Source organism: Streptosporangium sandarakinum (assembly GCF_050942225.1).
Classification (GTDB): Bacteria; Actinomycetota; Actinomycetes; order Streptosporangiales; family Streptosporangiaceae; genus Streptosporangium; species Streptosporangium nondiastaticum.
Genome location: NZ_CP192034.1, coordinates 8,197,975 through 8,211,259 on the forward strand (window position 1 = coordinate 8,197,975; position 13,285 = coordinate 8,211,259).

The 13,285-nt window shown below is 70.9% G+C and carries 14 protein-coding genes; 3 read left to right on the forward strand and 11 right to left on the reverse strand.

The genetic code is table 11. The features are described from left to right. The first annotated feature begins 196 nt into the window (after nucleotides 1-196). Complete coding sequence (locus ACQP10_RS37620; RefSeq protein WP_433540617.1) at nucleotides 197-1,507, forward strand: MATE family efflux transporter; 1,311 nt, start codon at nucleotides 197-199, stop codon at nucleotides 1,505-1,507. 50 nt (nucleotides 1,508-1,557) lie between these two features. On the opposite strand, the gene ACQP10_RS37625 is transcribed toward ACQP10_RS37620, so the two are convergent. The 7 genes from ACQP10_RS37625 to rpsF form a co-directional block, all read right to left on the reverse strand. Next, nucleotides 1,558-2,301, reverse strand: coding sequence for an ATP-binding cassette domain-containing protein (locus ACQP10_RS37625; protein ID WP_218911746.1), 744 nt, complete (start codon nucleotides 2,299-2,301; stop codon nucleotides 1,558-1,560). A gap of 73 nt (nucleotides 2,302-2,374) precedes the next feature. After that, nucleotides 2,375-3,358 carry an amino acid ABC transporter permease gene (locus ACQP10_RS37630; protein WP_346018324.1) on the reverse strand — a complete coding sequence of 328 codons (984 nt, stop codon included), beginning with the start codon at nucleotides 3,356-3,358 and terminating at the stop codon, nucleotides 2,375-2,377. Next, nucleotides 3,355-4,230: an ABC transporter substrate-binding protein gene (locus ACQP10_RS37635; protein WP_179821692.1), complete on the reverse strand. Its 876-nt coding sequence runs from the start codon at nucleotides 4,228-4,230 to the stop codon at nucleotides 3,355-3,357. Before ACQP10_RS37635 ends, ACQP10_RS37630 begins: the two co-directional genes overlap by 4 nt. 170 nt (nucleotides 4,231-4,400) lie before the next feature. Continuing rightward, nucleotides 4,401-4,847 (reverse strand): 50S ribosomal protein L9, encoded by a 447-nt coding sequence (gene rplI, locus ACQP10_RS37640; protein ID WP_179821690.1) that lies wholly within the window; start codon nucleotides 4,845-4,847, stop codon nucleotides 4,401-4,403. A 14-nt stretch (nucleotides 4,848-4,861) separates the two neighbouring features. Next, nucleotides 4,862-5,098 carry a 30S ribosomal protein S18 gene (gene rpsR / locus ACQP10_RS37645; RefSeq protein WP_012895699.1) on the reverse strand — a complete coding sequence of 79 codons (237 nt, stop codon included), beginning with the start codon at nucleotides 5,096-5,098 and terminating at the stop codon, nucleotides 4,862-4,864. Between the two features lie 153 nt (nucleotides 5,099-5,251). Next, on the reverse strand, nucleotides 5,252-5,797 hold the full coding sequence (locus ACQP10_RS37650; protein WP_389992816.1) for a single-stranded DNA-binding protein: 546 nt from the start codon (nucleotides 5,795-5,797) through the stop codon (nucleotides 5,252-5,254). Nucleotides 5,798-5,872: 75 nt separating this feature from the next. Next, on the reverse strand, nucleotides 5,873-6,163 hold the full coding sequence (rpsF, locus tag ACQP10_RS37655) for a 30S ribosomal protein S6 (RefSeq protein WP_179821685.1): 291 nt from the start codon (nucleotides 6,161-6,163) through the stop codon (nucleotides 5,873-5,875). A gap of 247 nt (nucleotides 6,164-6,410) precedes the next feature. Here rpsF and ACQP10_RS37660 point away from each other — a divergent pair, with 247 nt between their 5' ends. Further along, complete coding sequence (locus ACQP10_RS37660) at nucleotides 6,411-6,722, forward strand: hypothetical protein (RefSeq protein ID WP_346018323.1); 312 nt, start codon at nucleotides 6,411-6,413, stop codon at nucleotides 6,720-6,722. Nucleotides 6,723-6,752: 30 nt separating this feature from the next. Here ACQP10_RS37660 and ACQP10_RS37665 read toward each other — a convergent pair whose 3' ends face one another. Further along, nucleotides 6,753-6,935 (reverse strand): hypothetical protein, encoded by a 183-nt coding sequence (locus ACQP10_RS37665; protein ID WP_179821683.1) that lies wholly within the window; start codon nucleotides 6,933-6,935, stop codon nucleotides 6,753-6,755. 118 nt (nucleotides 6,936-7,053) lie between these two features. Here ACQP10_RS37665 and ACQP10_RS37670 point away from each other — a divergent pair, with 118 nt between their 5' ends. Next, the gene (locus ACQP10_RS37670; RefSeq protein ID WP_346018322.1) at nucleotides 7,054-7,812 is read left to right on the forward strand and encodes a deoxyribonuclease IV; all 759 of its coding nucleotides are present in this window, start codon (nucleotides 7,054-7,056) and stop codon (nucleotides 7,810-7,812) included. 159 nt (nucleotides 7,813-7,971) lie between these two features. Here the strand turns inward: ACQP10_RS37670 and ACQP10_RS37675 are convergent, their stop codons facing one another. The 3 genes from ACQP10_RS37675 to ACQP10_RS37685 form a co-directional block, all read right to left on the reverse strand. Further along, on the reverse strand, nucleotides 7,972-9,093 hold the full coding sequence (locus ACQP10_RS37675) for a mannosyltransferase family protein (RefSeq protein WP_312873312.1): 1,122 nt from the start codon (nucleotides 9,091-9,093) through the stop codon (nucleotides 7,972-7,974). A gap of 130 nt (nucleotides 9,094-9,223) precedes the next feature. After that, entirely contained in the window at nucleotides 9,224-10,567 is a 1,344-nt protein-coding gene (locus tag ACQP10_RS37680; protein ID WP_389992807.1) for a glycosyltransferase family 87 protein, read from the reverse strand. After that, a complete protein-coding gene (locus ACQP10_RS37685; protein ID WP_433540618.1) occupies nucleotides 10,567-13,107 on the reverse strand; it encodes a transglycosylase domain-containing protein in 2,541 nt (846 codons plus the stop codon). Before ACQP10_RS37685 ends, ACQP10_RS37680 begins: the two co-directional genes overlap by 1 nt. Nucleotides 13,108-13,285 lie beyond the last annotated feature (178 nt).

The window sequence follows — 13,285 nt, forward strand, 5'->3', positions numbered from 1 at the left end:
TTCCCCAGACATGTGGGCAGCCTGGGGACAGTGCTGTGGATAACTCTTGCTCTGAATCCACAACACCGCTCCTGCCAGGGAAGACTTCGTCCACCGCCTGTGGAGGAAAGAAAGTCGGCGCGACACGCCGTGACGCTGCTCACCCGGCGCCCGGCGAGCCGGGAAACCACTCCTGGGTAAGAGGCACAATGATTGGATGCCTCTTACCCGCCCGGCGAGCCGCGAACACGACCGGCAGATCCTCCGGCTGGCCGTACCGGCGTTCGGCGCGCTCGTCGCCGAGCCGCTGTTCCTGCTGACCGACACCGTCATCGTCGGCCGCCTGCCGGGACCGGCGCTGGGCGCGCTGGGGGTGGCGAGCACGGTGCTGAGCGCCGTCGTGGGCCTGTGCGTGTTCCTGGCGTACGGCACGACGGCGTCGGTGGCCCGGCAGATCGGGGCGGGCGACACCCGGCGGGCGCTCCGGCAGGGGGTGGACGGCCTGTGGCTCGCCGCCGGGACCGGACTGCTGATCATCGCGGTGGTGTGGCCGCTGGCCCCCTGGCTCGTCCACCTGCTCGGCGCCGAGGGCGAACTGGCCCATCTGGCCCTGACCTACCTGCGGATCAGCCTGCTGGGCGTCCCGTCCATGCTGCTGGTGCTGGCCGGGACCGGCGTGCTGCGCGGCATGCAGGACACCGTCACCCCGCTGCTGGTGTCGGTGGGGTCCTTCGTGCTCAACGCGGTGCTCAACGCCGTCTTCGTCCTGGTCCTGGGCTGGGGGATCGCCGGGTCGGCCTGGGGCACGGTGCTGGCGCAGTCGCTCGCCGCCGCGGTGTACCTCGCCATGCTGTTCGGGCGGCACCGGGCGCCGTTCCGCCCCGATCTGGCGGGCATCAGGTCGGCGGGCTCCGCCGGGGTCGCCCTGGTCGTCCGTACGGTGTGCCTGCAGGCGGTGCTGGCCGTGGCCACCGCGCTGGCCACCCGGATGGGAGAGGCACAGATCGACGCCCACACGGTCGCCTCCAGGATCTGGACGCTGCTGGCGTTCGCCCTGGACGCGATCGCCATCGCCGGGCAGGCCATCACCGGCCGCACACTGGGCGCCGGCGACGTGGCCGGGACCCGCGCGGCCACCTGGCGGATGGTGGTGTGGGGGGTCGGCTCCGGGGTCGTCCTCCTGCTCGTCGTGGTCGTGCTGCGGCCGTTCACACCCGCGCTGTTCGACGCGTCGCCGGAGGCGACCCGGGAACTGCTCGCCGTGCTGTGGGTGGTGGCGGCCCTGCAACCGATCGCCGGGGTGGTGTTCGTGCTGGACGGGGTGCTGATCGGCGCCGGCGACCAGCGCTACCTCGCCTGGGCGGGGGTGCTGACGACGCTCGCCTACCTCCCGGCCGCCGTGCTGGTGGCGGCGTCCGGCGGCGGCCTGGTGGCGCTGTGGCTGGCGCTGGGGGTGTGGATGGCGGCCCGCCTCGTCACCCTGGGGGCGCGGGCGTACGGCACCCGCTGGCTGGTGACCGGCGCGTGAGCCGCCGGGCCCGATGAGCCCGGCGAGCCGTACCGGGTTCAGAGCCGCGTTCAGAGCCGCCGGGCGTCGAGCACGCTCCGCAGGAACTCCCGGGTGCGGGGCTGCCGGGGGTCGGTGAAGACCTGCTCGGGGGTGCCGCGCTCCAGGAGCACACCGCCGTCGAGGAAGCAGACGGTATCGGCGATCTCCCGGCAGAAGCCCATCTCGTGGGTGGTCAGGATCATGGTCATCCCGGTGTCCTTGAGCTCCCGGATGATCCCGAGCACCTCCGTGACCAGCTCCGGGTCGAGCGCCGAGGTCACCTCGTCCAGCAGCATCAGCCGGGGCCGGGTGGCCAGGGCGCGGATGATGGCGACGCGCTGCTGCTGGCCGCCGGAGAGCCGGTCGGGGTAGGCCAGGGCCTTGTCCGCCAGCCCGAACCTGCCCAGCAGCTCGCGAGCCTCCTCCTCGGCCCGCTCCCGGCCGGTCCCGTGCACCTTGCGCGGGGCCAGGGTGATGTTGTCCAGCACGGTCATGTGCGGGAAGAGGTTGAACGCCTGGAAGACGATGCCGATCCTCCTGCGCACGTCGTCGGCGTCGGCCCGGACGTCGGTGATCTCCTGGCCGTCCAGGTGGATCGTGCCGTCGTCCACGGTCTCCAGGAGGTTCACGCAGCGCAGCAGCGTGGACTTGCCCGACCCGGAGGCGCCGATCAGGCAGACCACCTCGTGCGCCTCGACCGACAGGTCGATTCCGCGCAGCACGCTGTGGCCGTGGTAGTTCTTCCAGACGCCGTCGATGGTCAGCAGGCTCATGAGGTCTCCTTCCCCGGCCGCCGGGCGGGCCGCGGACGATCCATCGAGCGGCCGGGAGCCGCGCGCCGTCCGCTCACTGGCCCCGCCGCCGCTGCGAGCGGGCCGCGAGGTAGTCGGTGAAGCGGGCCATGGGGATGGTCAGCACGATGAACAGCAGCGCGGCGGCCAGGTAGGGCGTGTAGTTGAACGTGCTGGCGACGTGGATCTGCGCCTGGCGCAGCGCCTCCAGCGGGCCGATCGTGGCCACCAGCGCGGTGTCCTTCTGCAACGAGACGAAGTCGTTGAGCAGCGGCGGCACCACACGCCGCACGGCCTGCGGCACCACCACGTACCGCATCGCCTTGCCGTGGCTCAGGCCCAGGGAGCGGGCGGCGGCCACCTGGCTGGGGTGCACCGAGTCGATGCCCGCCCGGAACACCTCGGCGACGTAGGCGCCGTAGGACAGGGTCAACGCGATGACGCCCAGCGTCGCCAGGTCCGTCGGGGTGCCCTGCAGGCCGAGGGCGGGCAGCCCGAACCCGACGAGGTAGATGATCAGGATCGTGGGCACGCCGCGGAACACGTCGGTGTAGGCGACCGCCAGGGCCCGCAGCGGGAAGAAGACCGGCGCCCTGAGGTTGCGGGCCAGCGCGACCAGCAGCCCCAGCACCAGGATCAGCGGCTCGGCGATCAGGAAGATCTTGATGTTGAGCAGGAACCCGCTCAGGACGTCCGGCAGCGCCGAGACGAACTGCCCGGGATCGAAGAACGTCTCCCGGACCCTGGGCCAGCCCGGCGAGGCGGTGAAGACCCACAGCAGCAGGACGATCACCAGCACCGTCGAGGCCGTCGCGATCGAGCCCGAGCGGGCCGTCCGCCGCCTGCGCAGGCGCTCACGCTCCACCTGCCGCGCGCTCTTCACCCAGCCCGGCGCGGCCGCCGCGCCGCCCGCCGGAGCGTGAGCGCCGCCACCGGCCGGGGACGCGGCGCCGCCGGCCGGGGACGCCACGCCGTCACCCGGGGTCCGCGCGCCTCCGTCGGCCGGGGTCGCGCGGTTCCGGTCGCCGCTTCCGGTCACTTCAGCTCCGGCGCGCCCGCGGCCGACCCGAGCCACTCGCTCTCGATCTTCGCCAGCTCACCGGAGGCGGTGAGCTCGTCGATGGCCTTGTTGACGCAGCCCACCAGCGGGCTGCCCTTCTCGAAGACCGCGCCGAAGACCTCGGGCGTGCCGGAGGCGGAGCCGAACTGTCCGACGATCTTGGAGTTCTCGATCTGGGCGGCGGTCACGTAGAACGCGGTGGGCAGGTCCACCACCACGGCGTCGACCTGCTTGTTCTTCAGCGCGTTCACCGCGTCGATCTGCTCGTTGTAGACGTTCGGATCCTTCGAGGGCCGGATGACGTCCTTGACCGCCTGCAACGAGGTGGTGCCGACCTGAACACCGATCTTGGCGTCCCGCAGGCCGGCGAGGTCCGTCGCGGAGGCGACGGGGGAGCCCTCCATCGCGACCACGGCCTGCTTGACGGTGTAGTAGCCCTTGCTGAAGTCGACGACCCTGGCCCGTTCGGGGGTCGCGGAGACCTGGTTGACGTCGAAGTCGAACTGCTTGGCGCCGGGCGCGAAGGCGGCGTCGAACTTCACCGTCTTCCACTTCACCTGGCCGCTCTCGAAGCCGAGCCGCTTGGCGACGGCGTGGGCCACGGCGCTCTCGAAGCCCTTGCCGTTGGCCGGGTCGTCGTCCTTGAACCACGGCTCGTAGGCGGGCTTGTCGGTACCGATGGTCAGGGTGCCCGGGGTCTTCAGGGCGAGGTTGTCCTTGGCGCAGGCGTCCGCCGCCGGGGTGCCCGCCGTACCGGACGGTGCCGCCTGGGTCGTGTCCGATGCCGGGGCGCAGGCGGTCACGGCCACCGCGAGGGCGCCGAGCGCGAGCAGAATCGAGGGACGGACCACGACAAACCTCCATGAACGAAGCAACAGCCCCGAAATTGTACGAATTTTCCGCATAACCGATGTCCCCCGTCTCGGCATACGGATAGGGGTCCCTCCCGAGGAGACGGGAGGGACCCCTTCGCGGCCCCCTCCCGAGGAGACGGGAAGAGGCCCTGGTCAGGCGTGACCGGTCAGGCCGCGACGACCTCGACGTCGAGGGCGGCGGTGACCTCCGGGTGCAGCTTGACGGTGACCCGGTGCGAGCCGAGGCTCTTGATCGCCGGGGCGATCTCGATGCGGCGGCGGTCGAGCTGGGGGCCACCGGCGGTCTTGACGGCCGCGGCCACGTCGGCGGTGGTGATCGAGCCGAACAGGCGGCCCGACTCGCCGGCCTTCGTGGTCAGGACCACGCGCAGGGCCTTGAGCTGGGCGGCGACCTCCTGGGCGGTGCCCAGGTCGCGGATCTCGCGGGCGTCGCGAGCCTTCTTGATCGAGGCGATCTGCTTCTCGCCGCCGCGCGTCCACAGGATCGCGTAGCCGCGGGGCAGCAGGAAGTTACGGCCGTAGCCGCCCTTGACCTCGACGATGTCGCCGGGGGCGCCGAGGCCGGAGACCTCACTGGTGAGAATGAGCTTCATCTGTCCGGACCTCCTTAGCGCGCGGTGCTCATGTACGGCAGGAGCGCCATCTCACGAGCGTTCTTGATAGCGGTCGCCACGTCACGCTGGTGCTGGGTGCAGTTGCCCGTCACCCGGCGAGCACGGATCTTGCCGCGGTCGGAGATGAACTTCCGAAGCAGCGCCGTGTCCTTGTAGTCGACGTAGGAGATCTTGTCGTGGCAGAACAGGCAAACCTTCTTCTTGGGCTTGCGCAGTGCCGGCTTGGCCATCGTGGTGCTCCTTTCAGAGCCCCGCCGCGAGGCGGGAATGGTCGCTGCGGATATGGACTGGGTTGTGGGACGCGGTCCCCGGCCGCCCCGGAGGGCGGCGCCGTGGAACTGCCCGGTGGACCCCCGCCACGGCGGGGACCCGCGGAGCAGGTCCTAGAAAGGCGGTTCGTCGCTGAAGTCGTTGCCGCCGAAGCCGCCACCGCCCTGCTGGCCGCCACCGAAGCCGCCGCCACCGCCGTAACCGCCGCCTCCCTGAGGCGCGGTCGGCGTGGCGGAGGCCCACGGGTCGTTGGCCGGACCGCCGCCGAAGCCGCCACCGCCACCACCCTGCCGGGTGGTCTTGTTGACCTTGGCGGTCGCGTTGCGGAGGGAGGGGCCGACCTCGTCGACCTCGACCTCGTAGACCGTGCGCTTCTCGCCTTCCTTGGTCTCGTAGGACCGCTGACGCAGCCGTCCCTGGACGATGACCCGCATGCCGCGCTGCAGGCTCTCGGCGACGTTCTCCGCCGCCTGCCGCCAGACATTGCAGGTCAGGAACAGCCCTTCGCCGTCCTTCCACTCGTTGGTCTGCTTGTCGAGGAACCGCGGAGTGGATGCGATGCGGAACCGGGCCACGGCTTGCCCCGTGGGGGTGAAGCGCAGCTCCGGGTCGTCGACGAGGTTGCCGACGATGGTGATCTGAGTGTCGCCTGCTGCCATGGCTAGCGATGCCTTTCCTGCGGCCTTAGCTGTTATCGGCTCAGAGTACGGCTGACGCCCGACAAAAGCCGGGGGTTAGTGCACGTCCGGGCGCAGGACCTTCGTGCGGAGGATGCCCTCGTTGAGGTTCATCTGCCGGTCGAGCTCCTTGACCGTGGCGGGAGTCGCGGTCAGGTCGATCACGGCGTAGATGCCCTCGGGCTTCTTGGCGATGTCGTAGGACAGCCGCCGACGACCCCACACGTCGACCTTCTCCACCGTGCCGCCGTCATTGCGGACGACCGAGAGGAACTGGTCGAGGGAAGGGGCCACCGTGCGCTCATCGAGCGACGGGTCGAGAATGACCATCACTTCGTAACGACGCATGCTGGCTTCCAACCTCCTCTGGACTTTCGCGGTCACGACACCGTGCCGTGACAGGAGGACGCTGACGTCTTCGCTCCGACGCCCATTTCGGCGGCGGAGACGGAGGGCGGGCAGAAACACGCCCGTGCGACGCAGCCGTGCAAGCCTACCAGGATGTCAAGGGTTGGGCCGCCACCTCGCCGGGCACCCCCTAGCAAAAGGAACCGCAAGCCTCCCACCAGGGGAAACACGAGGAAAGTGGTGGGTCATGTCGCAGATGTCTCGCCCCGTGCGCAGCCAGAGGTTCCGGCTGAGGCTGAACAGCGACGGACGGCGGCACCCGCTGGAGAACATCCTGAGCGTCGTCACGCTGATCTTCGGCCTGGTGGCCTTCGCCTGCGGGTTCAACCCCGGGGCCCACGCGTTCGCGGCGTGGCTGGGCGCGCTGGGGTTCGTCGGCGGGTTCTACTCCCAGTACGTCTCGGCGACCACGGCGGAGCGCTCGCTGAACATCGTCGGCATCGTCGCCTCGTTCGTCGGCCTGGCCTTCGGCGTCTACCACGGCGGCTTCTACCCCTGATCCCGAAGGCCGCGGGCCCTCCGGGAGGGGTCAGCCGCCGAGCCGCAGGTCCACGCCCAGCAGGACCAGGAACCACAGGAGGACCGCCAGCAGCGCCTTGGCGACGTCCTTCAGCAGCGCCGGGGTGATGTAGTCGTGGACCCAGGCCACGTAGAGGCCGATGAGGATGTAGATCAGCCCGATCAGGCCGATCCCCCTGCTGCGGTAGGCCATCTCGACTCCTCGCGTCGGCCCGCCGGGGAGGCGGGTGTGGGGGGCACGCCGGGAGCGCGTGGGGGCGCGCCGTCCGACTGCCCGTACGCGGGGTCTTGAAACGGTTAGGCTCGAACACATGCCGCGTATCGGAGCCCATGTCGCCTCGGACGACCCTCTCGCCCACGCAAGGGCGTGCGACGCCGAGGCCGTGCAGTTCTTCCTCGGTGACCCGCAGGGCTGGAAGGGCCCGGTCATCGAGGAGAAGACCCGCGAGATCAGGGACTCGGGGATCGACGTCTACGTCCACGCCCCCTACGTGATCAATGTGGCCACGGTGAACAACCGCATCCGCATCCCCAGCCGCAAACTGCTGAGCGCGCACCTCGCGGCCGCCGCGGAACTGGGGGCCAAGGGCCTGATCGTCCACGGTGGGCACGTGACGGCCGGCGAAGACCCGCAGAAGGGCTTCGACAACTGGCGCAAGGTGTTCGAGCGCCTGGAGGAGCACGAGGTCCCGGTGCTCATCGAGAACACCGCGGGCGGCGACAACGCGATGGCGCGGCGGCTGGACCGCATCGCCCGGCTGTGGGAGGCCCTCGACGGCTTCGACGTGGGCTTCTGCCTGGACACCTGCCACGCCCACGCCGCCGGCGAGGACCTGGCGGACGTGGTCGACCGGATCAGGGCGATCACCGGCCGGATCGACCTGATCCACTGCAACGACTCGCGGGACGCCGCCGGGTCGGGCGCCGACCGCCACGCCAACCTCGGCGCGGGCCGGATCGACACCGAGCTCATCCTGGACGTGTGCCGGAGCGCCGACGCGCCGATCATCGTGGAGACCCCGGCCGCCGGCCAGGCCGAGGACATCGCCCTCCTCAGGAAGAGGCTCTAGGGCAGCGCCACCGGGAGGCCCTGGAGGCGGCTCTGACCCTTCGCGGACCCGGCTCCGCGAAGGGCCCCGGGCTGGCCCCGAAGCGGCCCGGGCGGTTTCCGTCCACAGCCTGTGGATAACTCCTCTGGATTACTCACCGCCGAAATTGGGTAAAGAAGGTCACCCCACCCAGGCGCCCTGCATGAAACTCAGCGTGTTGAGCACCATGAGCGGTCCCGCCACCAGCGCGTAGACGGCGATGATCCCCCGCCGCCAGGGCGGTCCCGTGACGCTCACCCGCGCGATGATCAGGAAGAGCGGCCACCACAGCAGCGCGGACCGCGGGATCGACAGGTAGAAGGCGGAGCAGACCAGGGCGCCCACCTGGAGCCCCACGTAGACGAACTCGCTCCACCGGCGCAGGTACAGCAGGAGCAGCACGAGTCCGACGCCGACGACCGCCCCGGCGATCTCCATCCGGAACGCCCACGCGAACTGCCCGTCGCCCATCGCGGAGTTCCACGTCGTGGCCAGCGACTGCCAGGGCCACACCAGCTGGCGGCCCCAGCCGGCCTCCTGGGCGTGCTTCCAGGCCAGCCAGTCGCCGGTGCGGGCGTAGTGGTAGGCCGAGTACAGGCCCAGCGGGACGAACGGCACCGCGAGCCAGGCCGCCTGCCGTACCGGATGGCGGCGGGTGAAGAACTCCACCACCAGCGCGAGCGCCAGGAACAGGCCGGTGATCCGTACGCAGGAGGCGCCGGCGGCGAGGGCGGCGGCCAGCGGCCAGCGGCCCCGGCGCGCCGCCAGCCAGGCCGGGAGCGCGAAGGCCAGGAACAGCGCCTCGCTGTAGCCGACGAACAGGAAGACCGACATCGGCCACAGCAGCAGCGCCAGTACGGCGCGCCATCCGGTCCCCCGCGGCCCCTCGAACTCCGCCAGCCGGGCCAGCGCCACCACGGCGACGGCCCCCGCGGCCAGGGAGATCAGCAGCCCCGCGAGCGTCCAGTCGCCGACCAGGGGCCGCACCAGCCGCAGCGCCAGCGGCATTCCCGGGAAGAACGCGGGCAGCCCCGCGTCCGGCTTGGCCGCGGGGTCGCCGCCGTACCCGTGCTCGGCGATGGTGATGAGCAGTTGTGCGTCCCAGTGGCGCCAGCGGTCCAGGAACGGCACGGTCGCCATCTGCGACACGGCCCCGGCCCCCGCGGCGAGGGAGAGGACGACGACTCCCAGCCGGGAGCTCAGCCAGAGCAGCAGCGCCTCCTTGCGCGTGTCGTGCGGCGCCGGCGGCGCCGACGGCGTCACTGTCCGTCGCGCGACGGCGGCCTCGACCGGCCCGTCCGTACCGGACCCACCGGACTCACCGGTGCCGCCGGCGGCACCGGTGTCGTCAGGCCCGCCGGCGCCGCCGGGGGACTCCCGTCCCGGCCCGGGTTCAGGCGCGCGCGGGGTCATGGTCGGGGAGCACGAAGCCGGGGGAGCCGCCGAGACGGAACCGGTCGGGGGCCTCGTCGAAGACGCCTCCGGACGGGTCGTCGACGCCGCCCCTGCGGATCACGTCCTTCTCCGGCCGCAGGATGTCACGGACCACGAAGGCCATCATGACCATGATGGCGATCGCCCGGCCCCACACCGCGGTGAAGTAGGTGTCGCCGGCGATGCCGAGGTCGGCGTTGCCCGGCTGGAGGGCGACGAGATAGAGCCAGATCGCGAAGAAGTACCAGCACTCGGCGGCCATCCACAGCGCGAGCGGCTTCCAGTTCGGCCGGGCCAGCACCGCGAAGGGGATCAGCCAGAGCACGTACTGCGGCGACCACACCTTGTTGGTCAGCATGAACGCGGCCAGCGCCAGGAAGCAGAGCTGCATCAGCCGGGGCCTGGTCGGCGCGGCCAGCGCGAGCAGCGCGATGCCCAGGCAGAGCAGGGCCAGCGAGATGACACCCAGGCTGTCGACCCGGTCGGGGTCGCCCAGCAGCGGCCACTGCTTCTGGGAGAAGAAGTACCAGACCGACCCCCAGTCGGCGGGGCGCTCCTGGCTGAAGACGTAGAACCGCTTCCAGCCGTCGAAGGCCAGGAGCATGATCGGCACGTTGACGACGAGCCAGCTCCCGGCCGCGCCGGCGACGGTCCGGCCGAACTCCTTCCACCGGCCGGTGCGCCAGGTCAGCAGGAACAGCGGCCCGAGGAACATCAGCGGGTAGAACTTGGTGGCGACGGCCAGCCCGAGCAGGACTCCGGCGAACACGTGCCGCCCCCTGGACCAGGCCAGCAGCCCGCCGAGCGCGAGGACCCCCGCCGCCAGGTCCCAGTTGATGTAGGCGGTGAGGATCAGCGCCGGGGCGAGCGCGTACCACGCGGCGTCCCAGCGGCGGGCCGGCCCGGCGAGCGCCGCCGTCAGCAGCACGCCCCCGACCAGGCAGACGGCCATCAGGACCGCGGTGAGGTCGTAGAACGCCGTCGGGGGGTCGCTCATCGGCGTGACGATCCGGCGGAAGAACTCCATGATCCCGCCGATGCCGACGGGGTACTCGACGGGGTGGTCGAAGTAGGGAACCTTGCCCTCGTTGAGCTTCTCGTTCCACCACAGCGGATAGATGTCCGTGTAGCAGAAGTTGGTGAACTGGAGGGTGCCGTCGTTCCACGCCCCGCCGAAGCGGCACGGCCACTTCCACAGGTAGGCGAGCACCGCCCCCAGCCCCGCGAGCAGGGCCAGGGGGAGGTACGGGATCCCTCCGCGCTCGCGGGACGGGGCGGGCCACCCGGGCCGGTTCCCCTTCATCAGGGACGCCGGCGGGACGGCTCGGGGCTCGGCATGATCGCCGCGCCGGGACTCGTGGTGCCGACGTCGCCGCCGCCGTTGCCGTTCCCGGGACCGTTGCCGTTTCCACCGCCGTTGCCGTTGCCGATGTCGCCGCCCCCGCCGTCGTCGGGGAAGGGCGCGTCGTCGGTGGTGTCCTCCGGCGTGTCACAGGACAGGTCGCCGGGCTGGCAGCTTCCGTCGTCCACGGACGGGTTGTCCGTGCCGCCGTCGTCCGGCCAGCTCTGGTCGAACGGGTCCTCGGGCTGCTCGGACTCCTCCGTCGCCGACGGGGTCGGCTTGGGCTCGACCAGGTTGTTCGGCTGTCCGACACCGGCCTTCGGCGGGAACTGCTCGATCGGGTCCTTGGCGGTGGCCAGGGCCATGTAGTCGTGCCAGATCTGGGTCGGGGTGCCGCCGCCGCCGATGAAGGACGGCATCGGCTCCTCGGCCCAGAACACCGTCTTGATCTTCTTGGACGGCTGGCCGTACTTGTCGACCTTGAGCGGGCGCCGGCCGGCGGCGCCGACCGGCTTGTTGTACGGCACGTCCTTGGACATGCCGACCGCGGTGACCAGCCGCGGGGTGAAGCCGACGAACCAGGCGTCCTTGTAGGCGTTGTTCGTGCCGGTCTTGCCGGCCACCGGCCGGGTGCCGAGGCTGGCCGCGGTGCCGGTGCCGCTCTTGACGACGGCCTGCAGCGCGACGGTCACGTCGGCCGCGGCCTCGGGGGTGATGACCTCCCGGGTCGTGGCCAGCTCGGGCAGCACCACCCCGGTGGCGTCGGTCACCTTGATGACGGTGTGCCAGTCGGCGTGCTTGCCGGCGTTGGCGAAGATCGAGTAGCCGGCGGCCTGCTCGACCGGGGTGACCGAGGCGACACCGATCGTGGTCTGGTACTTCTGCTCCTGGACCGCGTAGTCCACCGCGTTCAGGCCGCGGTAGTCCGGGATCTTCTTGGCCTCCTCGCCGACCCCGGCGTCCTTGGCGATCTGGGCGACGCTGTCCAGGCCGACCTTCTCGCCCATCTGCGCGAAGACGGTGTTCACCGAGTCGGCCATGGCCTTGACCATGTTGATCGGCCCGTACGGCGCGGCGTGGGAGTTGCCGATCTCCGTGGTGCCCGGCATCTTGATCTTCGACACGCCGTCAACGTAGCTGTCGAGGGAGTAACCCTTCTCCAGCCACGCCGCGAGGACGTACGGCTTGAACGCCGACGCCGCCTGCTTGGGCGCGGAGAACGCGCGGTTGCCGTACACGCGGAGGTAGTCGTCGCCGCTGTAGAAGGCGACCACCCGGCCGTTCCTCGGGTCCACCGAGGCGATGCTGGCGTGGATGGTGGGGTCGAGGCCGGCGGTGCGGGCCTTGACCACCTTCTGGGCGTCCTCCATCTTCTGCTTGTCGAAGGTCGTGTAGACCTTCAGTCCCCGGGTCTCCAGCATCTCCTTGGTGATGCCGCGCTGCGCGAGCTCCTTGCGCACGATGTCGAGCATGAAGCCGCGGACGCCCTTGTAGATGTCGGGGGTCTTGACCTTCGCGAACTTGAGCTTCTCGAAGGGGACGCCGGCGTACTTGCCGTACTTCGCCGGGTCCATCTCCGCCATGTTCCGCAGCGCGATGGTGTAGCGCTCCTTGGTGGCGGCGTAGTTGCCCTCCTGCTCCAGCACGTCGAAGCGGCTCGGGTTCTGGATCCGGCCGGCGAGGTAGGCGCCCTGCGGCGGGGTGAGCTCCCAGACGTGCTTGCCGAAGAACGCCTTGGCGGCGGCCTCGATGCCGTTGGCGCCGCGGCCGAAGTAGATCGTGTTCAGGTAGCGGGTGAGGATCTCGTCCTTGGGCAGCTCTTTGCTGATCTTGACGGCGACGAAGATCTCCTTGATCTTCCGCTTGATCGACACATCCTGGCTGAGGCCGCCGTAGTAGTTGCGGGCCATCTGCTGGGTGATGGTCGAGGCGCCCTGGAGCTGGGTGCCGGACGCCGTGCTCACCAGCGAGCGGGCCATGCCCTTGATGTCGATGCCGCTGTCGGTGCGGAAGGTCCTGTTCTCCAGGGCGATCACCGCGTCCTGGACGTGCAGGGGGATCTGCTTGATCGTCACCGGGGTGCGCTTGACGCCCATGCGGGCGATGGGGGTCTTGCCGTCGGCGTAGTAGAAGACGCTGCCCCGGTCGTCCACGCTGTCCTTGGCGTCCCGGTCCAACGGGACGGGCGTGTTGGCGTAGCCGACCGCGATCATGCCGAAGACACCGGCGACGACGACCACGAAGCCGGCCACCAGGATCTTCCAGCTCGGCAGGAACCGCTTCCAGCCCCTGCGCCTCCCGCCGCCGGACCCGTCGTCGCCGTGTCCGTCATCGCCGAACCCGTCGTCACCGGGGCCCTTGGGGCCGCCCGGCCCGGACGCCCCGCGCCCGCGTGCCCGCCTGCGCGCCCTGGCGCCCGCCACGCCCTCGGCCGCGAACCGGCCGGCCACCTGGGTCTCGTTGTCGTCCAGGGAACGGTTCCCCGGACCGGCTCCCCGCACCCGGGTCTCCTGCCCCGCGGCGTGGCCTCCGTCCCCTGGGCCGCCCGCGGGGCGGCGCCCCGCGCCGCGGCGAGCATCGCCTGGGTGTCCTCGAAGGCCGCCTCCGGGCGGCGGCCGGCGGCGGAGCCGTACGGCGCGCGGGGGTCGGGCCCCACGCCCTGCGGCAGCCGTACCGTGT

Coding starts and splice junctions, on each gene's coding strand:
- rpsR (WP_012895699.1), bottom strand. CDS start 5,098: ATGGCCAAGCCGGCACTGCGCAAGCCCAAGAAGAAGGTTTGCCTGTTC.
- ACQP10_RS37660 (WP_346018323.1), top strand. CDS start 6,411: ATGTCGCAGATGTCTCGCCCCGTGCGCAGCCAGAGGTTCCGGCTGAGG.
- ACQP10_RS37620 (WP_433540617.1), top strand. CDS start 197: ATGCCTCTTACCCGCCCGGCGAGCCGCGAACACGACCGGCAGATCCTC.
- ACQP10_RS37670 (WP_346018322.1), top strand. CDS start 7,054: ATGCCGCGTATCGGAGCCCATGTCGCCTCGGACGACCCTCTCGCCCAC.
- ACQP10_RS37650 (WP_389992816.1), bottom strand. CDS start 5,797: ATGGCAGCAGGCGACACTCAGATCACCATCGTCGGCAACCTCGTCGAC.
- ACQP10_RS37625 (WP_218911746.1), bottom strand. CDS start 2,301: ATGAGCCTGCTGACCATCGACGGCGTCTGGAAGAACTACCACGGCCAC.
- ACQP10_RS37680 (WP_389992807.1), bottom strand. CDS start 10,567: ATGAAGGGGAACCGGCCCGGGTGGCCCGCCCCGTCCCGCGAGCGCGGA.
- rplI (WP_179821690.1), bottom strand. CDS start 4,847: ATGAAGCTCATTCTCACCAGTGAGGTCTCCGGCCTCGGCGCCCCCGGC.
- rpsF (WP_179821685.1), bottom strand. CDS start 6,163: ATGCGTCGTTACGAAGTGATGGTCATTCTCGACCCGTCGCTCGATGAG.
- ACQP10_RS37665 (WP_179821683.1), bottom strand. CDS start 6,935: ATGGCCTACCGCAGCAGGGGGATCGGCCTGATCGGGCTGATCTACATC.